The 21065-nt window shown below is 50.7% G+C and carries 19 protein-coding genes; 17 read left to right on the forward strand and 2 right to left on the reverse strand.

What is annotated here, in order from left to right; translation table 11 throughout:
• The first annotated feature begins 12 nt into the window (after window positions 1–12).
• The 11 genes from R70723_RS15965 to R70723_RS16015 all read left to right on the forward strand — a co-directional run bounded on the left by R70723_RS15965 (window position 13) and on the right by R70723_RS16015 (window position 13095).
• On the forward strand, window positions 13–807 hold the full coding sequence (locus tag R70723_RS15965) for an ABC transporter permease subunit (RefSeq protein ID WP_039873371.1): 795 nt from the start codon (window positions 13–15) through the stop codon (window positions 805–807).
• A gap of 233 nt (window positions 808–1040) precedes the next feature.
• On the forward strand, window positions 1041–1973 hold the full coding sequence (locus tag R70723_RS15970; protein ID WP_063837764.1) for an AraC family transcriptional regulator: 933 nt from the start codon (window positions 1041–1043) through the stop codon (window positions 1971–1973).
• A 76-nt stretch (window positions 1974–2049) separates the two neighbouring features.
• Window positions 2050–3006 carry an ABC transporter permease gene (locus R70723_RS15975; RefSeq protein WP_039873373.1) on the forward strand — a complete coding sequence of 319 codons (957 nt, stop codon included), beginning with the start codon at window positions 2050–2052 and terminating at the stop codon, window positions 3004–3006.
• Window positions 3007–3029: 23 nt separating this feature from the next.
• Entirely contained in the window at window positions 3030–3923 is an 894-nt protein-coding gene (locus tag R70723_RS15980; protein ID WP_039873375.1) for a carbohydrate ABC transporter permease, read from the forward strand.
• 24 nt (window positions 3924–3947) lie between these two features.
• Window positions 3948–5624 carry an extracellular solute-binding protein gene (locus R70723_RS15985; protein WP_039873377.1) on the forward strand — a complete coding sequence of 559 codons (1677 nt, stop codon included), beginning with the start codon at window positions 3948–3950 and terminating at the stop codon, window positions 5622–5624.
• 25 nt (window positions 5625–5649) lie between these two features.
• Complete coding sequence (locus tag R70723_RS15990) at window positions 5650–6642, forward strand: N-acetylglucosamine kinase (protein WP_039873379.1); 993 nt, start codon at window positions 5650–5652, stop codon at window positions 6640–6642.
• Window positions 6627–7928: a 6-phospho-beta-glucosidase gene (locus R70723_RS15995; RefSeq protein ID WP_039873382.1), complete on the forward strand. Its 1302-nt coding sequence runs from the start codon at window positions 6627–6629 to the stop codon at window positions 7926–7928. Before R70723_RS15990 ends, R70723_RS15995 begins: the two co-directional genes overlap by 16 nt.
• Window positions 7925–9454 (forward strand): glycoside hydrolase family 3 N-terminal domain-containing protein, encoded by a 1530-nt coding sequence (locus tag R70723_RS16000; RefSeq protein ID WP_039873384.1) that lies wholly within the window; start codon window positions 7925–7927, stop codon window positions 9452–9454. The genes R70723_RS15995 and R70723_RS16000 overlap by 4 nt, the downstream gene beginning before the upstream one ends.
• Before the next feature lie 29 nt (window positions 9455–9483).
• Window positions 9484–11097, forward strand: coding sequence for a beta-N-acetylhexosaminidase (gene nagZ / locus R70723_RS16005; protein WP_039873387.1), 1614 nt, complete (start codon window positions 9484–9486; stop codon window positions 11095–11097).
• A 173-nt stretch (window positions 11098–11270) separates the two neighbouring features.
• A complete protein-coding gene (locus R70723_RS16010) occupies window positions 11271–11837 on the forward strand; it encodes a TetR/AcrR family transcriptional regulator (RefSeq protein ID WP_039873389.1) in 567 nt (188 codons plus the stop codon).
• 25 nt (window positions 11838–11862) lie between these two features.
• Complete coding sequence (locus R70723_RS16015) at window positions 11863–13095, forward strand: MFS transporter (protein WP_039873390.1); 1233 nt, start codon at window positions 11863–11865, stop codon at window positions 13093–13095.
• Between the two features lie 64 nt (window positions 13096–13159).
• Here R70723_RS16015 and R70723_RS16020 read toward each other — a convergent pair whose 3' ends face one another.
• Entirely contained in the window at window positions 13160–13810 is a 651-nt protein-coding gene (locus R70723_RS16020) for a nitroreductase family protein (protein ID WP_039873391.1), read from the reverse strand.
• 119 nt (window positions 13811–13929) lie between these two features.
• Here R70723_RS16020 and R70723_RS16025 point away from each other — a divergent pair, with 119 nt between their 5' ends.
• The 4 genes from R70723_RS16025 to R70723_RS16040 all read left to right on the forward strand — a co-directional run bounded on the left by R70723_RS16025 (window position 13930) and on the right by R70723_RS16040 (window position 18220).
• Window positions 13930–14310 carry a MerR family transcriptional regulator gene (locus R70723_RS16025; RefSeq protein ID WP_039873392.1) on the forward strand — a complete coding sequence of 127 codons (381 nt, stop codon included), beginning with the start codon at window positions 13930–13932 and terminating at the stop codon, window positions 14308–14310.
• Window positions 14311–14335: 25 nt separating this feature from the next.
• Window positions 14336–15145: an AAA family ATPase gene (locus R70723_RS16030; RefSeq protein ID WP_039873393.1), complete on the forward strand. Its 810-nt coding sequence runs from the start codon at window positions 14336–14338 to the stop codon at window positions 15143–15145.
• 136 nt (window positions 15146–15281) lie between these two features.
• The gene (locus tag R70723_RS16035; RefSeq protein ID WP_039873395.1) at window positions 15282–15752 is read left to right on the forward strand and encodes a DinB family protein; all 471 of its coding nucleotides are present in this window, start codon (window positions 15282–15284) and stop codon (window positions 15750–15752) included.
• Between the two features lie 173 nt (window positions 15753–15925).
• Window positions 15926–18220 carry a heavy metal translocating P-type ATPase gene (locus R70723_RS16040; protein ID WP_039873396.1) on the forward strand — a complete coding sequence of 765 codons (2295 nt, stop codon included), beginning with the start codon at window positions 15926–15928 and terminating at the stop codon, window positions 18218–18220.
• Between the two features lie 15 nt (window positions 18221–18235).
• Here the strand turns inward: R70723_RS16040 and R70723_RS16045 are convergent, their stop codons facing one another.
• On the reverse strand, window positions 18236–18427 hold the full coding sequence (locus tag R70723_RS16045; protein WP_039873397.1) for a hypothetical protein: 192 nt from the start codon (window positions 18425–18427) through the stop codon (window positions 18236–18238).
• 216 nt (window positions 18428–18643) lie between these two features.
• Here R70723_RS16045 and R70723_RS16050 point away from each other — a divergent pair, with 216 nt between their 5' ends.
• A complete protein-coding gene (locus R70723_RS16050) occupies window positions 18644–20092 on the forward strand; it encodes a right-handed parallel beta-helix repeat-containing protein (RefSeq protein WP_039873399.1) in 1449 nt (482 codons plus the stop codon).
• 80 nt (window positions 20093–20172) lie between these two features.
• The gene (deoD, locus tag R70723_RS16055; RefSeq protein WP_039873400.1) at window positions 20173–20892 is read left to right on the forward strand and encodes a purine-nucleoside phosphorylase; all 720 of its coding nucleotides are present in this window, start codon (window positions 20173–20175) and stop codon (window positions 20890–20892) included.
• The last annotated feature ends 173 nt before the right edge of the window (window positions 20893–21065 follow it).

A 21065-nucleotide genomic window follows, 5' to 3' on the forward strand; every position in this document is an offset into this window, starting at 1 on the left:
GGGGATAACTTAATGAATATGTTTTGGAGAGAATTGAAGGCGGGACGCAAAGGCTTGATCATTTGGAGCATAGGTATGTTTTTGCTGATAGTCAGCGGAATGGGCAAATACACTGCCTATTCCTCCGGAGGGGCAAGCAGTGAGGTGTTTAACCAAATGCCTGCCGCCATGAAGGCGCTAATGGGGATAGGGACGCTGGATGTTACGGTTATGAGCGGTTATTTCGCCCTGCTGTTTCTGTACATGGAGCTTACTGCCGCCATCCATGCCGTGCTGCTGGGGAGCAGTATAATAGCTAAAGAGGAGAGGGAGAAGACCGCAGAGTTCCTGCTGGCTAAGCCGGTATCCCGTTCGTCGATTGTGACTTCCAAGCTGCTGGCCGCTCTGGTCCAAATTATCGTGCTTAACCTCGTTACGCTTGTTTCTTCTATTTTAATGGTATCTGCTTATAACAAAGGCAAGGACATTTCCGCGGAGATTTCTCTGTTCCTGCTCAGTATGCTTATCGTACAGCTGATTTTTCTGGCGCTTGGCGCCCTGCTTGCAGCAATCCTGAAGAATCCGAAACGCTCGGGAGCTGCCGCCGCAGGTATTCTGGTCAGTTCTTTTATCGTAGCCAAAATTACGGAATTGTCGGATCAGCTTGTTATGCTGAATATACTGTCACCATTCAAATATTTCAGCTACAACCGGATTGTGGAGGGGAACGGGCTAAACGCCGGCAGCCTGGTGCTGGGAACTCTGCTGGCAGGTGCTTTTGCAGCACTCACCTATTTCATGTACGGGAAGCGGGAGCTTGAGATTTGAAGCAGCTTGCATTAATATTCGCAATTCCTTTTATAAAGGTGTGTAATCAGGCTAACAAGCCTGCTGCACACTTTTTTTAATGCAGTTTATAAAAGAGATGTAACTATTCTTGACACATAAATAGTGTTCTACTAGGATGAATATAAGCCGATTCGGATTATTTTCCAGCAAGATACAGTAAGTTTTCACCAGTTCCACACACATTGAGCCATTATAAAGAGGAGGGGCAGCCTATGCAGACGCGCGGTCATAACAGCCTCAGGGAAAAGGTTGTATTTTCCAGGCAATATCCCGTTATTCTTGGTGATACGATTGGCGTTACCTCAACTTATCAGAGACTGCATGCCCATGATGCGCTGGAGATTAATATGATTAAATCCGGTACAGGGTATTACATGATTAACGGGGAGCGGTATGATTTCCGGGAAGGGGACATTCTGCTGATTAACTCCAACGATCTGCACTGTGCTTATGAGACAGGGAACCTGATCATGCAGGTAATCACCTTTGATGCGTCCTGGTTCCTGGGGATTGTACGCTGTGATCCGGATATATTGGCTCCCTTTAAGGAAATGGGGCTGCATTTCAGCAATCTGCTTGACCGTGAGAATGAGCATATCGGGCTACTCCGTGCTCTGCTGCTGGATATGCAGGAGGAGCATGAGGCAGAACGCAGATCCTACACCTCGATTGTCTATGCCCAGCTGCTGCAATTCTTCGTATACGTCAACCGGTACTTTCGCATGGACTCCCTGCAGGCCAGCAAATCCGCTGTAACAACCACCCAGCTTGAAAAAATCCTGCATGTCACCCGCATGATGGAGGAGCAGCCGGCCTATCCGTGGACCCTCGAGGAGCTGGCTGCCCTGGTCTATTTAAGCCCTTCGCGCTTCAGTGATATCTTCCGCCGTACGGCAGGCATGTCCCCGCTGCTCTATCTGATCCAGCTGCGGCTGGAGAATGCCTACACCCTGCTGCAGAATACAGACCGCAAGGTCCTGGACATCGCCATGGAATGCGGCTTCCGCACCTTATCCAATTTTAACCGGCTGTTCAAGCGCCACATCGGTATGGAGCCGCGTAATGTGCGGACTCAACCAACGATTATCGACAGTAAGATAGTATCAGTATTCGAGCGATTAGGCGGAGTGTCTGAAACAGAATAGAGTTATGATGAGGTCAGTAAATATAACAACATAAGTTATTAGGATTAACAAGAAGTATATGGAAAAGGAGGTTGAAATGCAGAAGATCGCCTATCACATTAAGACAAACGAAGAGCTCCGGAAGCCAAATGCACTCAAACGCTTTGCCCGGCAGTGGGATCTTCAGCTGATGGTGCTGCCGGCCCTGTTCTTTATCCTCGTCTTCAGCTATATCCCGATGTACGGGGTGCTGATGGCTTTTCAGGATTACAATCTGTTCAAGGGGTTTGGGGGCAGTCCATGGGTGGGGATTAAGCATTTTGAGATGTTTTTTGCCGCACCTGAGTTCTGGACGGTCATGCGCAATACGATTGTAATCAGTCTGCTCAAGCTGCTGGTCGGCTTTCCGGCACCGATTCTGCTGGCACTGATGCTGAATGAGGTGCGCAGCAGAGTGTTCAAAAGAACGGTGCAGACGATCAGCTATCTGCCGCATTTCCTCTCCTGGGTCATTGTCTCCGGCTTCGTAATGTCCATGCTCTCCACAGAGAACGGCAGCGTGAACATGCTGCTCCAGCAGCTGAACCTGATCAGGGACCCGATCAACTTCCTGTCGCTGCCGGAATATTTCTGGACCATCCTTGTCACAACAGGAGTGTGGAAGGAGATCGGCTTTTCCTCCATCGTCTACCTCGCAGCGATTGCCGGAATTGATCCGCATATGCATGAGGCGGCCTCGATAGACGGTGCAGGTAAGCTGAGACAGATGTTTGCCATTACGCTGCCTTCCATTTTGCCGGTCATTATTGTGTTCCTGATTCTTGCAATCGGCAATCTGCTCAGCGCAGGCTTTGAAGACATCCTGCTCCTTGGCTCCAATCCCGTGCTGCGTGATGTCGGCGATGTCCTGGACACCTATGTATACCGGATCGGTATTCAGAACAACCGTTATTCTTACGCTACGGCAGCCGGCCTGTTCAAATCGCTGATCGGAGTGTTCCTGCTGGTCGGGGCGAATTATGCCGCACGTAAATCCGGCAACAGCCTATGGTGAAGCATGAAAGGGGGCAGATATAGATGAAGCTGTCAGCCGGAGACCGGATTCTTGTAACGGTGATATACATTTTACTAGCAATATTAGCCTTTCTGTCCTTTTACCCTTTCTGGAACGCCGGAGTTATTTCCTTTAACAACGGAACAGATACCATGCGCGGGGGAGTTACTTTTTGGCCCAGACAGTTCTCTCTGGAGAATTACTCGGTGGTATTCCAGGACAGCCGCCTGATTAACGGCTTCGTGATCTCCGTACTGCGGACCGTAATCGGCACCTTTGCCTCAATTGCCGCAACTGCCATTTTTGCTTACGGCATGAGCAAATCAGAGCTGATGGGACGCAGGTTTTATATGATTTTCTGCATCATCACCATGTATTTCAGCGGCGGTCTGATTCCGAGCTTCCTGCTGATCCGCGAGCTGGGCATGTTCAACTCCTTCTGGGTTATGGTCATCCCGGGTCTGATCAGCGTGTGGAACATGATTATTTTCCGGACCTTCTTCAAAGGAATACCGGCAGGACTGGAGGAATCCGCGAGAATCGACGGCTGCTCCAACTGGGGAGTGCTGCTGCGCATTGTGCTTCCGCTCTCAGGACCGGTCATTGCGACCTTATCCCTGTTCACCGCAGTCTATCACTGGAACGACTGGTTCACACCCAGCATCTACCTCAGCAATGTCGATTTGATGCCGATTCAGACCAAGCTGCAGCAGATCCTCAACTCCAACATCATGTCCGAGCAGATGGCCCAGCTGGATGCGGCTGCCCAGGGACGGATGAACAAAATGCGCGCCGTCACAACCAAATCCCTGTCCATGGCTACCATGATGGTCGCTACGATCCCGATTTTATGCGTGTATCCTTTCCTGCAAAAGTACTTCGTTAAGGGCGTTATGGTCGGTTCACTAAAAGAATAAAGGAACTCAAGGGGGAATGAACCAATGATCTCAGGCAAAACAAAGGTGTCCGCTTTGGCGGCGGTTCTTAGTCTTATGATTGGTTTAACAGGCTGTACAGGCGGAAATAACAGTCCTTCCAATTCTGCAAATTCCGGAAACAACGCAAATGCAGCAGAAAGCAATAATCCGGATAGCGCTGAGGGCGGGGGATATGTGCTTGGTGAGCAGCCGCTCGAATTCTCCTTCTACGGCCATTACGACTGGTATACAATGCCTAACTGGGGCGAGGATCTCTCCTCCAAATGGATTAAGGATAATAAGCAGGTGAATGTCCTGCCGGTCAGCTCGGGAGGCAATGCCAAGCAAAAGCTCAGTACAATGATCGTATCCGGTGAGCTTCCTGATGTGATCTGGATGGAGCGCGGTGCAGATGTTGAGCAGCTGCGGGCTGCCGGAGCGCTGGTGCCGTTTGATGATTATCTCGACAAATACCCGAACCTGAAGGAATGGGCAGGCGAAGAGACGCTGGATATGCTGCGGTCCTCCGACGGTAAGCTCTATCAGTTCCCGAACTGGTATACGACTCAGCCGAACGGCAACTCGGGATATCTGGTTAACAAAAAAATCTACAACGATCTGGGCACCCCGCCGCTGGAGACAACTGACGACCTGTATGCGTACCTGAAGCTGGTCAAGGAAAAGTATCCGGATGTAGTTCCGTTTGAGGTAGGACAAGGCGCGGAAGGTATTGATGTCCTGTCGTCCGCCTTTGCCGAGAACCGCCCGTATGTATATAGCGCTCTCAGTATGATGGCGATTCCGAACGGCAATGAAATGACCTCGGTCTTTAAAGATGAGGCCTTCCGTTCCTCGCTGGTGTATGCGAATCAGCTGTACCGGGATAAGCTGATCAGCCAGGATGCCTTCACCCAGAATCTTGAACAGGTGGAGCAGAAGATTATTACAGGCAACATTGCAGTATACGCCGCTTCCAGTCCGACTGAATACGGCGCAATCGGCAACTCGCTGCTGAAGGAGCAGGACCCGGAAGCCGGCTACATCATGGTCTGGCCTATCCATAAGGCGGGTCTGGATAAAAACAAAATTTTCCCCGGAGCTTACAATCAGCTTGGCTGGAATGTGAGTGTAATTACCTCCGCCGCCAAGGATCCGGAAGCGGTCTTCGCTTTCCTGGACTGGTTCACCGGACCTGAAGGCCAGCGGATTATTATGTGGGGACCTGAGGGCAAGTACTGGGACGGAACAGATGAAGAAGGCGCACCGCTGTTCACAGAGGCCTTCACGACGGATACTAAGGGCCGCGATGAGCTGATGAACGCTACAGTCAACCTGCAGTGGAACGGTAACACGGTGTATGTGGACAATTCCAAAATGAAATTTGAATCCACGCTGCCGGAGGACCAGAAGAGCTGGGAAACCAAATGGCAGTCCGAGATTACCTGGAAAACACAGTTTGATACGACCGAATTCGTAAATCTGGCTCCGGCAGGCGACTCCCAGGAAGGGATCATCTCGCAGAGCGTTGGCGAAATTTACGAAAAAGCCAGAGCGCAGGCTGTGCTCAACGCCAAAAGCGAAGCTGAGGTGCTGGCTGTTCTGGATAAGGCTGAGGCAGATGCACAGCAGGTCGGATACAGTGAGCTGCTGAAATTCAAGACGGAGAAATGGCAGGAGAACCTGAGCAAGCTGGGCAAATGAAACTGACATACAGGAGCGGGAGACCTTGAACTATTACTTGGGCGTTGACGGCGGAGGCAGCAAAACACTGGCCGTCATATCCGACGCCGCGGGCCGGATTACCGGACGCGGCGCAAGCGGATGCGGCAACCATCAGACAGGGGCCGAAAGGGCCGAAATCAACATCCGTCAGGCTGTAGAAGAGGCGATGCGCCAGGCAGGGCTGCGTAAAGAGCAGGTTACCAGCTCGGTATTCGGACTGGCGGGAGCTGACCGGGAAGCGGACTTCAGAATTCTGCGTCCGATGATTGCCAAGTTGGGCATGGAGCCCCACCACATTGTATGCGACACAGTAATCGGTTTAAGGGCAGGCACCCGCCAGTCCTATGGTGCTGTCGTTATCTGCGGTACCGGAACCAATTGCTACGGAATAAACCGCAGCGGGCAGGAGCTGCAGGTAGGCGGGTTCGGCTATACCTTCGGCGACTTCGGCGGCGGCGGCGATCTGGCAGTGGAAGCGTTCCGCTCTGTAATCCGCGCCTGGGAGGGCCGGGGACGGCCAACCCGGCTGACTCAGGCGATTCTCGGCAAGCTCGGCTACGCCTCCGAAGCTGATATGTTTCACTATTACCTTGACCACAGCCTGCGTGTGCCGCACGAAATCGCCAAGCTGCTCTTTGAGGTTGCCGCCGAGGATGAAACAGCACGTGAAATCCTGCAGCGGCAGGGCAGAGAGCTGGGCATTGCAGCAAGCGCGGTGATCTGGAGACTGGGCATGCAGCAGGATGTCTTCGATCTGGTGCTTGCGGGCAGTATTTTGACCCGCGGCGAGAGCCGGTATGTTGTCCCATATATATCAGAGGCGGTGTCAGCTGCCGCTCCGGGCTGTACCCTGCGAAAGCTTGAACAAGAGCCTGTGGCCGGAGCGCTGCTGCTGGCTATGGAGAGATCCGGAATACAGGTGGCGGAAGACGTCTATGAACAGTTACATCAAACCTTATCCGTAAAGGCGGCGAATGCAGTATGGCTCAAAGATTGAAGGTAGCTGTAATCGGGGGCGGCTCCTCCTATACTCCCGAGCTGATTGAAGGATTTATCCTTAACTACTCTACTTTTCCTGTAACAGAAATCGTACTCGTTGATATACAGGAAGGACTCCACAAGCTGTCCATTGTCGGACAGCTTGCCAAGCGGATGATCGCCAGATCCGGGCTGCCGATTGAGCTCAGTCTTACGCTTGACCGGCGCTCGGCATTGGCAGATGCCAGCTTTGTCACTACCCAGATGCGTGTAGGCAGACTGGAGGCCCGTGGCTGGGATGAGACCATTCCGCTCAAGTACGGGATGATCGGGCAGGAAACGACCGGTCCTGGAGGCATGATGAAGGCGCTGCGGACGATTCCGGTGCTGCTGGAGGTCGCGAGAGATATGGAGGAGCTTTGCCCGGATGCGTGGCTGCTGAACTTTACAAATCCTGCAGGCATGGTGACCGAGGCTATTCATAAGCATTCAAGCATCAAATCCATCGGGCTGTGTAATTCTCCGATTGCCGCCTACAAATGGCTGTCTGAGCTGTATCAGGTGCCGGCCGAGCGGATTTACTGTGAATTTGCCGGCCTGAATCATCTGCACTGGATCAGCACCATTACCGTTGACGGTGAATCCAAGCTGCCTGAGCTGCTGGCGAACCGGGACGGCTATTCTGCCCGCAATGTCCCGCAGTATGACTGGAATGCGACGCTGCTGTCAGCGCTCAAGGCAATTCCTTCCTATTATCTGAAGTATTTCTATCTGCACCGCGAAATTCTGGCGGAGCAGCAGGAGGCTGCCGCCCGGGGAGAGACACGGGCCGAAACGGTGCAGCGCCTGGAGGATGAGCTGTTCGAGCTGTATAAGGACGAGGAGCTGGCCGAAAAGCCGAAGCAGCTGGAGCAGCGCGGAGGAGCCTATTACTCCGAAGCGGCAGTCCGGCTGATGAACTCACTGTATAATGATTCCGGCGATATTCAGACGCTGAATGTGCCTAATCAGGGCATTCTCGGGTTCCTTCCGGACGATGCCTGCATTGAGGTCAATTGCAAAGTGCACAAGGATGGACCTGTCGCCATGCCGGTTACTGTCGTACCGGAAGCGGCCAAAGGCCTGATTCATGCGGTCAAAACCTATGAAGGCCTGGCAATTGAAGCGGCTGTAACCGGCAGCCGCGCAACCGCCTTGCTCGCTCTTGCCCATCATCCGCTCGTTCCTTCAGCCAATGACGCAGAAGCGATGCTGGATGAGATGCTTGAGCAGAACAAAGCTTATCTGCCGGGATTTTTCATATGAACCTGGAACAAAAAATCGCCAGGATGTGTATAACCGGACTGCCTTCTATGGCAGCGGACTCCGCGTTCGAGGAGCGGCAGGGAGCCTTGCCTTCAGGCGGGCTCGGATTGTTTCCGCATAATATAAACAACGAATATCAGCTTCGCAGGCTGGTCCACGGTGTAACGTCTGCCGCAGAGCGGCTCGGTTTCACTTCACCTTACCTTCTCTCCATTGATGAAGAGGGGGGAAGCCTGGCTAATCTGAAGAGGATGTTCCCGCATGTGCCGGGCAACCGGGCAGTTGGACTGACCGGAGATCCCGCAGCCGCCTTTCTGCAGGGAAAGTTTATCGGCAGCCAGCTGGCTGCACTGGGCATTCCGATGAGCTGGGCACCGGTGCTGGACGTAAATACGAACATCTTGAATCCTGTAGTCGGTGTCCGCTCTTACGGTGAAGAGCCGGCTATAGTAGCAGAGCTTGGCGCCGCGTTTATCAAGGGGATGCATGAAGCTGGAGTTGCCGTTACTGCCAAGCATTTTCCAGGCCACGGACAGGTGGATGGTGATTCGCATATTGAGCTTCCGGCGTGCGGGCTGACCCTGGAGGAGCTAAAGAGCGGACCCCTTATTCCGTTCACGGCCGCCATAGCTGCAGGCAGCGACGCGGTCATGATGGCGCATATCGTCTTTCCGGAAATTCCGCAGGCAGAAGGCCTCCCGGCCTCGCTAAGTCCGTTCTTTGTTACAGACCTGCTGCGCAATGAGCTGGGTTACCAGGGTGTCATCTGCACGGATGACGTCGAAATGGTGGCAATCCGCAACACCTTTGAGCCGGAGCTGATCGGTGAGCTTGCAGTGGCTGCCGGCAATGACATGATCCTGATGTGTCATACACCTGAATTCCAGGACCGCGTCATCCGGGGGATAGCCGAAGCTGTCCGCAATGGCCGGATTGCAGAGGCCAGAATTGACGAATCCCTGCAGCGGATTGCCCGGCTTCAGGAGCGGATGCTGCTGCACAGCAGGCACGCCTCTCCGGTGCCGCGCACCGAGTGGGACAGCAGGACAGCCGAGCTTACCCGCGCAACAGTAAAGCTGCAGCGTGATCCCCGGAAGCAGCTGCCATTATCAGCGGAGCTGCGGTATCTGCTGCTGCTGCCGCAGCCGGAGAGGCTGACCCTGGCGGATAATACCGACAGCAAGGCTCTTGAGCTGGGAGGGCTTCTGGCAGACCGGGGGTTTGATCTTTCAGTACAGTATATTCCGAACAATCCTGCTGCTTCCGGTATGATTAATGAGATCATAGCCGGGCTTGAGGAATGCGATACAGTTATTCTGGGCACCTGGAACGCCCATATTTTCAGCGGACAGCTGGATTTGGCCGAAGCCCTTAACCGCGAGAAGCCGTTAATTGCTGCCGTTCTGCGTAATCCTTATGACGCTGACCGGCTGCCATCCGCTGCGTCTGTTATCCTGGTCTGCGGAACCTCAGCCTATTCGCTGGAGTCGCTGGCAGATGTGCTGACAACCGGAAGAACAATATAACTCAAGATCAAAGGAGCTGTAGCTCAATAATGGATGCTGGAACAGACCACAACCTTCGTATCCGCCATAAGGTGGGACAGATGTTCATGTGCGGATTTATGGACACATCCCCAAACAAGGATATTTTGACACTGATTCAGGATTATCATATTGGCGGCATTATCTATTTCCGGCGCAATATCGGAACGGTTGAGCAAGTGTACGCCTGTTCAGCCGCGCTGCAGCGGGCAGCGTCCGAGCCCCTGCTGATCGCGATTGATCAGGAAGGGGGCATGGTTGCCCGGATTGAGGACGGAGTCACCCTGATGCCCGGCAACATGGCACTGGGGGCAACCCGCAATCCGGAAGGGGTTCGGCATGCGGCGGCAATTGCCGGAGCAGAGCTGCGCCACCTGGGAATTAATATGAACTTTGCGCCATGTGTCGACGTTAATAACAATCCTGCCAACCCGGTCATTGGTGTGCGCTCTTATGGTGAATCACCGCTGCTGGTCAGCGAAATGGGCAGCGCAGCCGCTGCCGGCTATCAGGAAGCGGGCGTAGCGGCCACGATCAAGCATTTTCCAGGCCACGGAGACACGGATACGGATTCCCACCTGGCACTTCCGTCTATCAGCCATAACCGCGAAAGACTGGGGGAGGTTGAGCTGCTGCCGTTTCAGAAGATCATTGAATCCGGAGTCGATGCAGTCATGACTGCGCATGTCGTATTTAAGGCCTATGAGGATGACATCATTCCGGCAACCCTGTCTGAGAATATTCTGACCGGGCTGCTGCGCCGGGAGCTGAACTTTGACGGTGTCATCGTCACAGACTGTCTGGAGATGAACGCCATCTCGCAGACCGTCGGAGTGGGACCGGGAGCCGTGCAGGCGGTCAAAGCCGGGGCCGATCTTATCCTCGTCAGCCATACGTATAGCTGGCAGGTTGAGGCGATAGAGGCTGTAACTGAGGCTGTTATCTGCGGAGAGATTTCCGAGGCCAGAATCGATGCATCCGTGCAGCGGCTGGCAAGCCTTAAGGCCAAACGGGGAATTACCGGAGCAGAGCCGCAAGCCTTTCCGGCCGTACAGCAGCAGCTCGCTACCGAAGCATCGCATGAAGCAGCCCGTGCCCTCAGCGAACAGAGCATTACCTTATTATGTGACGACGGACAGCTTCCGCTGGCGGAACACCAAGGCATCTATGTCATCTGGCCGGAGGTCCGGGTCAATCATGAGGTAGTCGAAGCCCTGCAGGAGGAAATGACTCTTGGAAAGGCACTGAAGCCTTATTATGACGGGGTTACTGAACGGATTATCGGCGTTGACCCTTCAGCAGAGGAGATCGCGTTGGTGCTGGAGGAGAGCCGCTCCTTTACTCAGATTGTGGCAGCGACCTACAACGCCGATTTTTCGCCCGGTCAACGCCAGATTCTGCAGGAGCTTACTGCGCGGACAGGATGCAGGGTTATCGTTGTGGCAGTGCGTAACCCTTATGATTTTACCGCTGTATCCGGTATACGCACCTATATTGCTTCTTATGAGAATAAACCTCTGGCGATGCAGTCTGTGGCCAAGGTACTGGCAGGACAAAGCTTCACCCGCGGCGTACTTCCGGTAACGGTTGGAGCTTTTGCCTATGGATCGGGTATCTTAATCTAATTAATTATTAATATAGTTAATAAAATATCAGATCCCAAAAACGGATGTCTTCCTTACTCAAGGGCAGATTATCCGTTTTTTTCATTTGATTATTATTTTAAATTTACAAAGATGAATTTTTATCGGATAATGATACGATACGTTTCGTTTCGGCAGGAGAGGAGGAAGGCATTATGAATATGAAACAGCATAGGGAAGCCCGGAATAAAAAAGAAATCCTGGAAGCAACGGTAGCGCTATTGGAAACAAGCAGCTATTCCTCCTTAACGGTAGAGTCGGTTGCCGCACAAGCCGGAGTAGGCAAAGCAACGATATACAGATGGTGGAACAGTAAAGCCCAGCTGGTGCTGGATGCTTTTCTGATGACTGTGGAGTCCGAGTTTGATTTTGACCCCGGTAAGCCTCTTAAGGATAACTTCAAGCAGCAGCTCGGCGCATTAGCGCGTATTCTGGGCAGCAGCATCGGGAAGTCGACACTAACAATAGTTACCGAGAACGAGGAAATAGCTGGCGCCTTCTATCATTCATTTCTAATCATTAAAAGAAACGAAGCAAGGCAGGTACTCCAGACAGCCATCGACAACGGCGAGGTTCAATCCGGCATAGCCATGGATATCGTATTGGATCTGCTCTATGGACCTCTTTATTTTCAAATTCTCATCTATAAAAAGCTTCCGGATGAGGCGTACATCGACAATTTGTTAAATCATGTTATGCAAGGAATTACCATCTCAAATTAACCAGTACCTGGAGGATCTTCTCGATATGAATCAGAACACAGACCTGCCGCGTAACAACAAAAGCTATTCCTTAATGACCCTCATCTTATTCTGGTGCGGTCTGGTCATTATGACCAGTATGTATATAACCATTCCGCTCTCGGACGTGTTTGCTCAGGCGTTTCAGATCAGTGTAAGTCAGGTTGCCTGGATCGGCAGCGCATTTTCACTCTGTTATGCTCTGGGATGTCTGCTATACGGGCCTTTCTCAGACCGCTACGGACGCAAAATTTTCCTGGTAGCCAGCATTATCGGCCTTACTGTCATTACCATTACGATCGGATTTGTGAACAGCTTTTTCTGGCTTATTGTCCTCAGGGGCTTGCAGGGTCTGATCGCTGCCGCCTTTGCACCGATTTCGCTCGTATATGCCGGAGAGATGTTCCCTCCGCACAAAAGGCTGACTGCGGTTGGCTTCATCAGCTCCGGGCTGTTAATGGCAGGAATTGTGGGCCAGGTGTTTAGCGGAATTGTTAATGAGCGGCTGGGCTGGCATGGTATATTCTTCGTTCAGGGGATTGTGTACGGAATTACTGCAATCATCGTTATCACACTCTTGCCTAAAGATGATTTACACCGGCCTAAGGAGCATATACTCCTAAAATTCAAGCAGATGACAGGCTTGCTGAAGCAGCCGCAGCTGCTGTTGGCTTTTAGCGTAACCTTTGTTCTTCTGTTATCATTAGTGGGCATGTACACTGTGCTCGGAAGCTACTTAAGCTCGCCAAAGTTCGGCCTTTCGCCGCAGCAAATCCTGTATATCCGTGCAGCCGGAATTGCCGGCATGCTGTTGTCCCCCTTTGCCGGACGGATCGCTCAAAAGCTGGGAACTGCAGCTGTCCTGCGTGGCGGGTTAGCTCTCGCGGCAGCCGGGCTATTCGCATTAGGCTTTAGCGCGAGTCTGCCGGTTATCATCCTTATGAGCATTGTGTTTGTATCAGGCATCGCGCTGATTACTCCTGTGATCATTTCGATCGTCAGCCAGCTGGGCGGACAGTCCAGAGGCTCTGCGATTTCGTTCAATGCCTTCATCCTGTTTCTTGGCGCCAGCACAGGACCTATGATAGCATTAAAGCTGTTAAAGACCGGGAACTACTTGCTTTCCTTTGAGATACTGGGCTCTATTCTTGTATTGGGGCTGCTGGTGTCACTGTTCCTTAGAATATCCTCCAGAGCAGCTGTCAAAAGTGAAAAGATGTCTGCTGCGCCGGCCGAGTGACTTTATAGTTATTAAAAAAGACCCGTATACTTTACGGGTCTTTCTATTTAGGCCCAACTGCTGATTACGCCCAGGTTGTAATGGTATCTACCGGCAAACGGTAGGAAGGATAGCCTGCTTTGGCTGCTTTACCTATTGAGATCAGCATTACCGGCTGAAAGCGGGCCTTGTCCAGGCCAAATGCCTCGGCAATCTGATCCTTGGCATAACCAGCCATCGCGTTCGTATCATAGCCGTGCGCACGGGCAACAAGCATTAGCTGCATTGAGATAAGGCCCGTGTCAATGAGGTTCACATCACGCAGCTCGGCTGCAGACATATTAGCATAATAAGGCTTCACTTGCTGCAGCTGCATATCCATAACTTCCTGAGGCATATATCCAAGCTCAACGGATTTGCCGAAAATTTCATCCATGAATTCGGTATTGTCAGCATCGTAAAATACTGCAATTACAGCTGAGGAGGTCAGCGCCTGCGTCTGGTTGAATGAGGCCAGCGGTGCAAGCTTCTCTTTACCTTCAGGTGTGTCAATGACAAGAAAACGCCATGGCTGCATGTTTATTGCGGAAGGAGCGCGGGTTGCCTCTGCCAGGATTTCGGTCATTTCCTCCCGGCTAATTTTCACTTCGGGATCGTAGACTTTAACGGAACGGCGCTCCAGGGCGATTTTATTGAAATCATTGGTTTTACGGTATTTCCCGGTAATTGTACTCATGTAAACAGGCTCCTTCAGGATAGTATTTGTGAGGTGTGCGGATGTTATTGCTGCTCACTAGAAGGATTGTAAACTATGAAGTATACTTTATAGCAAGAGTTTAACATGAGGTGATTATCGTGAAAATCAGTGAAGTGGCAAACAGGATTGACCTGCCCATTTCCACTATCCGTTATTATGAGAAGATGGGTATTATCACGGATGAGTACATTTTGCGGGAACAGAACAATTACCGGAATTATACCTCCGACATTATTGACTATCTGCAGGTCGTGAAAAATTGTCTAGCGGTCGGATTTACAATCAACAATATTAAATCTATGATTTCGTTAAAGGGAATAACAAAGGAAGAGCATGCACGCATCATTAAAGAAAAAATAGCAGAGATAGAAGCAGTCCAGCTTAATCTGGAGAATGCCAAACAAACGCTCTACGGACTACTTCAAACAGATATCACCTGTGAGAGCGGATTCGGGAAGCATGACAGGACCGTGAGCTGATCCAACATGCCAAAGGAGTGCATCCATGATCTATCTGAGGAGCTTCAAGCTATCTGATCATATCAGCCGAAATCCTAACATCTACCCCGATCATGTCTTTAAGCATAAGGCCGGGGAGGTGTTATTGTTTGACCGGGTAACCGTATTGTACGGTAATAACGGCAGCGGTAAATCCACTCTGCTTAATATCATTGCCAACAAGCTGGGTATATCGGGAGCTGAGCCGATGACAAGCTACGGGTTCAGCCTGTTTGTTCAGCAGTTCCTTGATTTAAGCAGCTGCCAGCTTGGCTATGACAAGCTGGAGCGGGAATTACAGCAGCTTCCGGAGGGAAGCCGTTATATGAAATCCGAGGACATATTGTATGAGATCAAGAAGATACAGCAGGCCTCCGTGCTGCGCGAAGGGCTAATACATGAGCAGAAGAAGAACGGGATGAGCAAGACGGAGGCAGAGCAATATGAAGGCTCATATGCGTTTCAGCAGAAGGTGAAGAACATCCAGTTTTCCCAGGAAAAATACTCCAACGGCGAAACCTCGATGCAGTTTTTTGAGGAATATCTGCTGCCCGGCCAATTGTATCTGCTGGACGAGCCGGAAACGTCACTTTCTCCCGCCAATCAGATCAAGCTGGCCGAGCAGATCAATGAGCTGGCCCGTTATTTGGACAGTCAGTTTATTATTGCTACACATTCTCCGTTTGTCTTAGGCACGCTGCAGGCCAAAATATACAACCTCGATGCTAATCCGCTGCAAACGGCCGAATGGTATGAGCTGGATAATGTACGGTTTTTCCACCGTTTTTTTGATAAGCATAAGCAGTGGTTTGAATGAGTGCAGTTGAACGCAGGGCGAAAGCTTGTGATGATTCACAAATCTGCCAAGAGCTTCACCGGCTTAGAGAAGGTATCGCCTGTCATAATCTAGAATGTAGTCACAATTCCATATTATGAGAATGGAGCTGATGAAGATGAGTGACAGAATGGTAGCTGTGTTAAGAAGACAGTTCGAGCCGTCGTTAGAAATGCTGCAGCAGCTGGTCGATGCCGGGCCTGATGCGCTTTGGCTGGATGCGAAGCAGAAGTACTGGAAGCATATTTTTCATACGGCAACGAGCATGAAATTCTGGTTCAGGCTGCAGAAGGAGGAAGAATTCATTATACCTGACTTCGGCAGAGATATAACGGAAGCGTTGGATGAGGATTGCACGGACTATCCCACCAAAGAGGAAATGAAGACTTACATACAGGAAATAGCAGGCATAGCCCGTACGTTTCTGGATCAGCTCACAGACGACAATGTAATGGAGCCCTGTGTCCTATTTGCTGAAATCACCAACATGGATGTTGTCCTGATGCAGATCCGCCATGTGCAGCACCATGTAGGATATTGCAACAGTATCCTGAATTCCAACTCACTCAAAGCAGTAGAATGGGTGTAAAGTAACAGCACAATTTCAGGATAAATCCCGTAGCCGGCCAACTCCGATTACGGGATTTTTTGTGCACACTCAGGAAATAATAGGCTTTTCACCTTGACGAACAGGAATTTGGAAGAATATAATAAAACCATCATATGAACAGTTGATCATATATAATCGTGAGGTGAAAGGCCATGGAAGCAAGCTCATCCTTAGTCAAACGTAAGGTTCTGCTGAAAGGATTGGATTGTGCCAACTGCGCACTGAAGATTGAAGACGGCGTAAAGAAAATTGACGGTATTTCTTCCTGCTCTGTAAATTACGTGAACCAGTCATTGACGATGGAGTTCGACTCTGCCCGTGAAGCGGAAATTATGGATTCCGCCCGGAAGAAAGTGAAGCTACTTGAACCGGGAATTGCATTTATCAGCCAAATTAAACCCTCTGCTCCAAAAATAGCGGGCCATCGCGGTAAAGAAAGCAACAGTGAGACTGGACAGCATGATCATACAGATGGCAGTAGCCACTCTCATCATACTCATCAGCACGAGGTCGGTGCAGACCACGATCACGCGCATGCTCATGCTCATGCGGAGGAGGATCACGGACATAGCCATGACCACGGTGCCGGCGGCGTCCGGACAATGATCATACGCCTGATTGCGGGCTCTGCGATCGGCGCTGCAGCTATGCTCCTGACGCTTAATCCGACAGCCGAGCTTCTGCTGTTCCTTGTCTCTTACCTTATTGTAGGCGGAGATATCGTACTTAGAGCGCTCAGAAACATTATCCGGGGAAAAGTGTTCGACGAGCATTTTCTCATGTCCATTGCAACCATCGGCGCTTTTACCATCGGTGAATATCCTGAAGGCGTAGCGGTCATGCTGTTTTACCAGGTAGGGGAGCTTTTTCAGAGCATCGCCGTTAACCGTTCCCGTAAATCCATCAGCTCTCTGCTCGATCTCCGGCCGGATTATGCCAATGTGAAGACCGGTGATGAAATCAAGCGGGTTAATCCTGAAGAGGTCAGAGTCGGTGACAGGATCATTGTCCGGCCGGGTGAACGCGTACCGCTGGACGGAGTTGTGCTGGAAGGCAGCTCGGCGATGGATACTTCCGCACTGACAGGAGAATCCATACCGCGAGAAGTTGCCGCAGGCGATGATGTACTGAGCGGCTTTATCAACAAAAACGGAGTGCTGACGATAGAGGTGGCCAAAACCTTTGGAGACTCTACGGTAGCCAAGATTCTCGATCTGGTTGAGAATGCCAGCAGCAAAAAGGCGGAGACCGAGAAATTCATCACCAAATTTGCCCGTTACTATACACCTGTTGTAGTCATTGTTGCTTTGCTACTTGCGGTTCTGCCGCCGCTATTGTTAGCCGGTGAGACCTTCTCTGAATGGGTCTACCGCGCTTTGGTCTTCCTGGTTATCTCTTGCCCTTGTGCTTTGGTGATATCGATACCGTTAGGCTTCTTTGGCGGGATTGGAGCTGCTTCCAAGAATGGCGTGCTCGTTAAAGGAAGTAACTACTTAGAAGGGCTCAACGATGTAAAATATGTGGTTTTTGACAAAACGGGTACTCTTACAAAAGGCTCATTTAAGGTAAATGCCATTGTATCTGCCGGGGAATGGAGTAAAGAGGATATCCTGCAGTACGCCGCTTACGCGGAAATGCACTCTACACATCCTATTGCACAGTCCATTAGAGAGGCTTATGGCGTTGAGCTGGATGAACGGCGGATATCCGATTACAACGAAATATCCGGTCATGGTATACAGGTTACATTCGAAGGCAGCTCCGTTCTTGCCGGTAATGCCAAGCTGATGCAGGCTGAAGGAATCTCCTTCCAGGAGCCTTCAGAGGTTGGGACCATAGTACACCTGGCCATTAACAAAGGTTACGCAGGTTATATTGTAATAGCGGATGAGGTAAAAGAGGATTCGGCAGCTGCTATCCGTTCACTCAAGCAGCTTGGCGTAAAGAAGGTTGTAATGCTCACCGGAGATAACAAAGCGGTAGGCGAAGAAATTGGACGGAGGCTGGGCGTTGATGAAGTTCATGCCGAGCTGCTGCCGCAGCACAAGGTAGAAGAGCTGGAGAAGCTGGATGCTTCCAAATCAGCTAAAGAAAAAATCATCTTTGTCGGCGATGGCATTAACGATACACCGGTTCTGGCCAGAGCCGATATCGGTGTCGCTATGGGAGGACTCGGCTCTGACGCGGCCATTGAAGCAGCGGATATTGTGATTATGACCGATGAACCCTCCAAGCTGTCTTCCGCCATTCAAATTGCCAAAAGAACACGTGCCATTGTCTGGCAGAATATCGTATTCGCCTTGCTCGTTAAAGGACTGTTCCTGCTGTTAGGAGCTTTCGGTATAGCTACCATGTGGGAGGCTGTAATCGCCGATGTAGGCGTGAGTCTGGTAGCAGTCCTTAACGCAATGCGCGTACTAAAAGCCCAGCCCGCTCCAAGGGTATAAGATACGCCGGCAAGCTTATTTATAAACATAAGAAAAATATTTAATGGACTCCTTGGCAATAGCTATACATCCAAATCCGGTATCCAGCTGTATGAAGCTGGAGTTGTAGCTATAGACTAACCAGCCGGAGAATATTTCACCGCTATTCACTTGAATTTTAACCGGTTCTTGCTTTACTAAGGCTTCTTCAATGAATTGAAAGTCCATGTGATTTCACCGCCAGTCAAAATGATGTGTAAGTATTATTAAACAAATCATTTGAGAATAATCGCAATAAATAGTCATATATGGTAATTTGCATATAGGATTTTTTATGGACAATGAAGCATATGAACTGGGATAATAGAGGAGCATCGCAAGCCTGGCCGTTATCCGGCCGGGCTTCTTTATCTTTATATAGACAGATAAGAAAGGAGTGCAGAGATGTCTATATACACCCTGCGGCCCGCTATATTGCTCGGTATGCTTCTTCTGTGCGGGTGTTCATCTGTCCCGGAGGAACCGCTGCGGGTTGAAGCTGCTACCTACTATGTTGCTGTCGGCGGGGATGACAATAATCCCGGAACAATAGATTCCCCTTGGGAGACGCTTCAGCATGCTGCAGACAACGCCGCTCCGGGAAGCTATATCTATGTTCGAGCCGGTGTTTATAACCAGAAGCTGCATATCACGGCCGGCGGATCGGAGACAGCCGGTCCTGTCACTTTCTCCGGTTATCCCGGAGAAGCAGCCGTTCTCGACGGTGAGGGTCTGTCTGTAGACGGATTGGAAGGACTCGCAGAAATCGATCATGCCAGCTATGTGACGATTCGGGATCTGGAAATCCGCAACTACCAAACGGCGGTACAAGGCGAAGTTCCGGCCGGTATTTATGTACATGGTTCAGGACAATCCCTCTCGCTGCTTAATAACCGCATTCACTCCATTGCGAATACGGCGTCGCCTGCAGGCAAGGAGCTTACCGGAAGAGATGCTCACGGCATAGCCGTGTATGGAACTGAAGCGGATGAAGCGATAAGCGGGCTTACCATTGAAGGTAATGAAGTGTATGATCTGGTGCTTGGCTCAAGTGAGGCTCTGGCCGTGAACGGCAATGTGGATACTTTTGAAATAACGGACAACAGGGTTCATGACAACGACAACATCGGGATCGACATTATCGGATATGAAGGAACAGCAGGAGACGAGGCAGTTGACCAGACGCGTAACGGAACGGTCAGAGGGAACATTGTATACGGCATATCGTCTAATCATAATCCGTCGTATGGTGCTTCCTTACCTAATAACAACTATTCGGCAGGCGGAATTTATATAGACGGGGGCAGATCCATTCTTGTTGAGCAGAACCGGCTATACGATAATGACATCGGGATTGAGCTTGCATCTGAGCATAAAGGAAGGCTCACCAGTGACATAACGGTCCGGGACAATCTTGTCTACCGTAACAGGCTGACCGGCATTGCCCTGGGCGGTTATGACGAAGAGCGTGGAGGCACAAGCGACAGCAAGGTGGCGTCCAACACCCTATACCAGAATGACCTGCTGGGCGGCGGCAACGGGCAATTGTATCTGCAGGCTAATTTGAGCAGAAATATTATTAGCGGCAATATCATCGTAGCCGGCGATACCGGTGTTCTAATGAGCAACGATTACACAAGTAATATAGATAATACTATTGACGATAATCTTTATTTTGCAGAAGCAGGAGCGGACGAAGCCGTCTGGGTCTGGAAAAAGCGGGAATATGCCGGATTCGGCGCTTACCAGCGCGGAACGGGGAATGACCGGAGCTCCCGGTTCGCTGATCCGGAGTTTGCTGACGCCAGCCGGGACGATTTCCGCCTGGCGCCGGATTCGCCGGCTTTTAAATGAAATGATTTGCAAATCTCTTGTGTTCTGGCTATAATTCATTGATTGCAAACAAACGAAATCATTGAAGGAGTTGTGCATGAATGAGTACATCCCAATTTAAAGAAACCCCGCATATTAAGCCAAACGGAGCGGAAATCGCAGAAACCATTTTGCTGCCCGGAGATCCGCTCCGCGCAAAATTCATTGCTGAAACCTATCTGGAGAATCCGGTGCAATTCAACGAAGTCCGTGGAATGCTCGGATATACCGGGACCTATAAAGGCAAGAAAATCTCTGTCATGGGTACAGGGATGGGCGTTCCGAGCATCGGCATTTATTCATGGGAGTTAATCAACGTATTCGGTGTGAAGAATCTGATCCGCATTGGCTCGGCAGGTGCGTTGCAGGACAACCTGAATCTGTATGATATTGTCTTCGGTATCGGGGCATCGACCAACTCGAATTACGCTTCCCAGTTCAATCTGCCGGGACAATATGCCGTTACCGCATCCTATGAATTACTGGAAAAGGCCAAGAAAACAGCCGATGCACAAGGGCAGAAGGTTCATATCGGCAATATTCTAACCAGTGATACTTTCTATAATGCGGACAAGTCTGCTGCGTCAAAGTGGAAGGATATGGGGGTTCTGTGTATCGAAATGGAAGCAGCAGCGCTGTATTTAAATGCTGCGCAAGCAGGCGTTAACGCCCTGTGCATCCTGACAATCAGTGACCACATTTTCCGGGCAGAGGAAACAACCTCTGAAGAACGCCAAACTTCCTTTACAAAAATGATGGAAATTGCATTAGAGCTGGCTTAAGTCCGGCTTGTGCCTGCTTTCCCGCAATCCCTTGGATTGCGGGATTTTTGGTGTGCAGCAAAGCAGCGGGCTGTTCATGGCACGATATTCATATAATCGCAGGATTTTATCATTGAACTGAGACAACCCTAAAATTAATATAGAATGGTAACCCGATAAATTAATATAATTGT

Source organism: Paenibacillus sp. FSL R7-0273, from assembly GCF_000758625.1.
Classification (GTDB): domain Bacteria; phylum Bacillota; class Bacilli; order Paenibacillales; family Paenibacillaceae; genus Paenibacillus_AQ.

Coding starts and splice junctions, on each gene's coding strand:
- R70723_RS16045 (WP_039873397.1), bottom strand. CDS start 18,427: ATGGACTTTCAATTCATTGAAGAAGCCTTAGTAAAGCAAGAACCGGTT.
- R70723_RS16020 (WP_039873391.1), bottom strand. CDS start 13,810: ATGAGTACAATTACCGGGAAATACCGTAAAACCAATGATTTCAATAAA.
- R70723_RS16035 (WP_039873395.1), top strand. CDS start 15,282: ATGAGTGACAGAATGGTAGCTGTGTTAAGAAGACAGTTCGAGCCGTCG.
- R70723_RS15975 (WP_039873373.1), top strand. CDS start 2,050: ATGCAGAAGATCGCCTATCACATTAAGACAAACGAAGAGCTCCGGAAG.
- nagZ (WP_039873387.1), top strand. CDS start 9,484: ATGGATGCTGGAACAGACCACAACCTTCGTATCCGCCATAAGGTGGGA.
- R70723_RS15970 (WP_063837764.1), top strand. CDS start 1,041: ATGCAGACGCGCGGTCATAACAGCCTCAGGGAAAAGGTTGTATTTTCC.
- R70723_RS15980 (WP_039873375.1), top strand. CDS start 3,030: ATGAAGCTGTCAGCCGGAGACCGGATTCTTGTAACGGTGATATACATT.
- R70723_RS16050 (WP_039873399.1), top strand. CDS start 18,644: ATGTCTATATACACCCTGCGGCCCGCTATATTGCTCGGTATGCTTCTT.
- R70723_RS15965 (WP_039873371.1), top strand. CDS start 13: ATGAATATGTTTTGGAGAGAATTGAAGGCGGGACGCAAAGGCTTGATC.
- R70723_RS15985 (WP_039873377.1), top strand. CDS start 3,948: ATGATCTCAGGCAAAACAAAGGTGTCCGCTTTGGCGGCGGTTCTTAGT.
- R70723_RS16000 (WP_039873384.1), top strand. CDS start 7,925: ATGAACCTGGAACAAAAAATCGCCAGGATGTGTATAACCGGACTGCCT.
- R70723_RS16040 (WP_039873396.1), top strand. CDS start 15,926: ATGGAAGCAAGCTCATCCTTAGTCAAACGTAAGGTTCTGCTGAAAGGA.
- deoD (WP_039873400.1), top strand. CDS start 20,173: ATGAGTACATCCCAATTTAAAGAAACCCCGCATATTAAGCCAAACGGA.
- R70723_RS16010 (WP_039873389.1), top strand. CDS start 11,271: ATGAATATGAAACAGCATAGGGAAGCCCGGAATAAAAAAGAAATCCTG.
- R70723_RS16015 (WP_039873390.1), top strand. CDS start 11,863: ATGAATCAGAACACAGACCTGCCGCGTAACAACAAAAGCTATTCCTTA.
- R70723_RS15995 (WP_039873382.1), top strand. CDS start 6,627: ATGGCTCAAAGATTGAAGGTAGCTGTAATCGGGGGCGGCTCCTCCTAT.
- R70723_RS16030 (WP_039873393.1), top strand. CDS start 14,336: ATGATCTATCTGAGGAGCTTCAAGCTATCTGATCATATCAGCCGAAAT.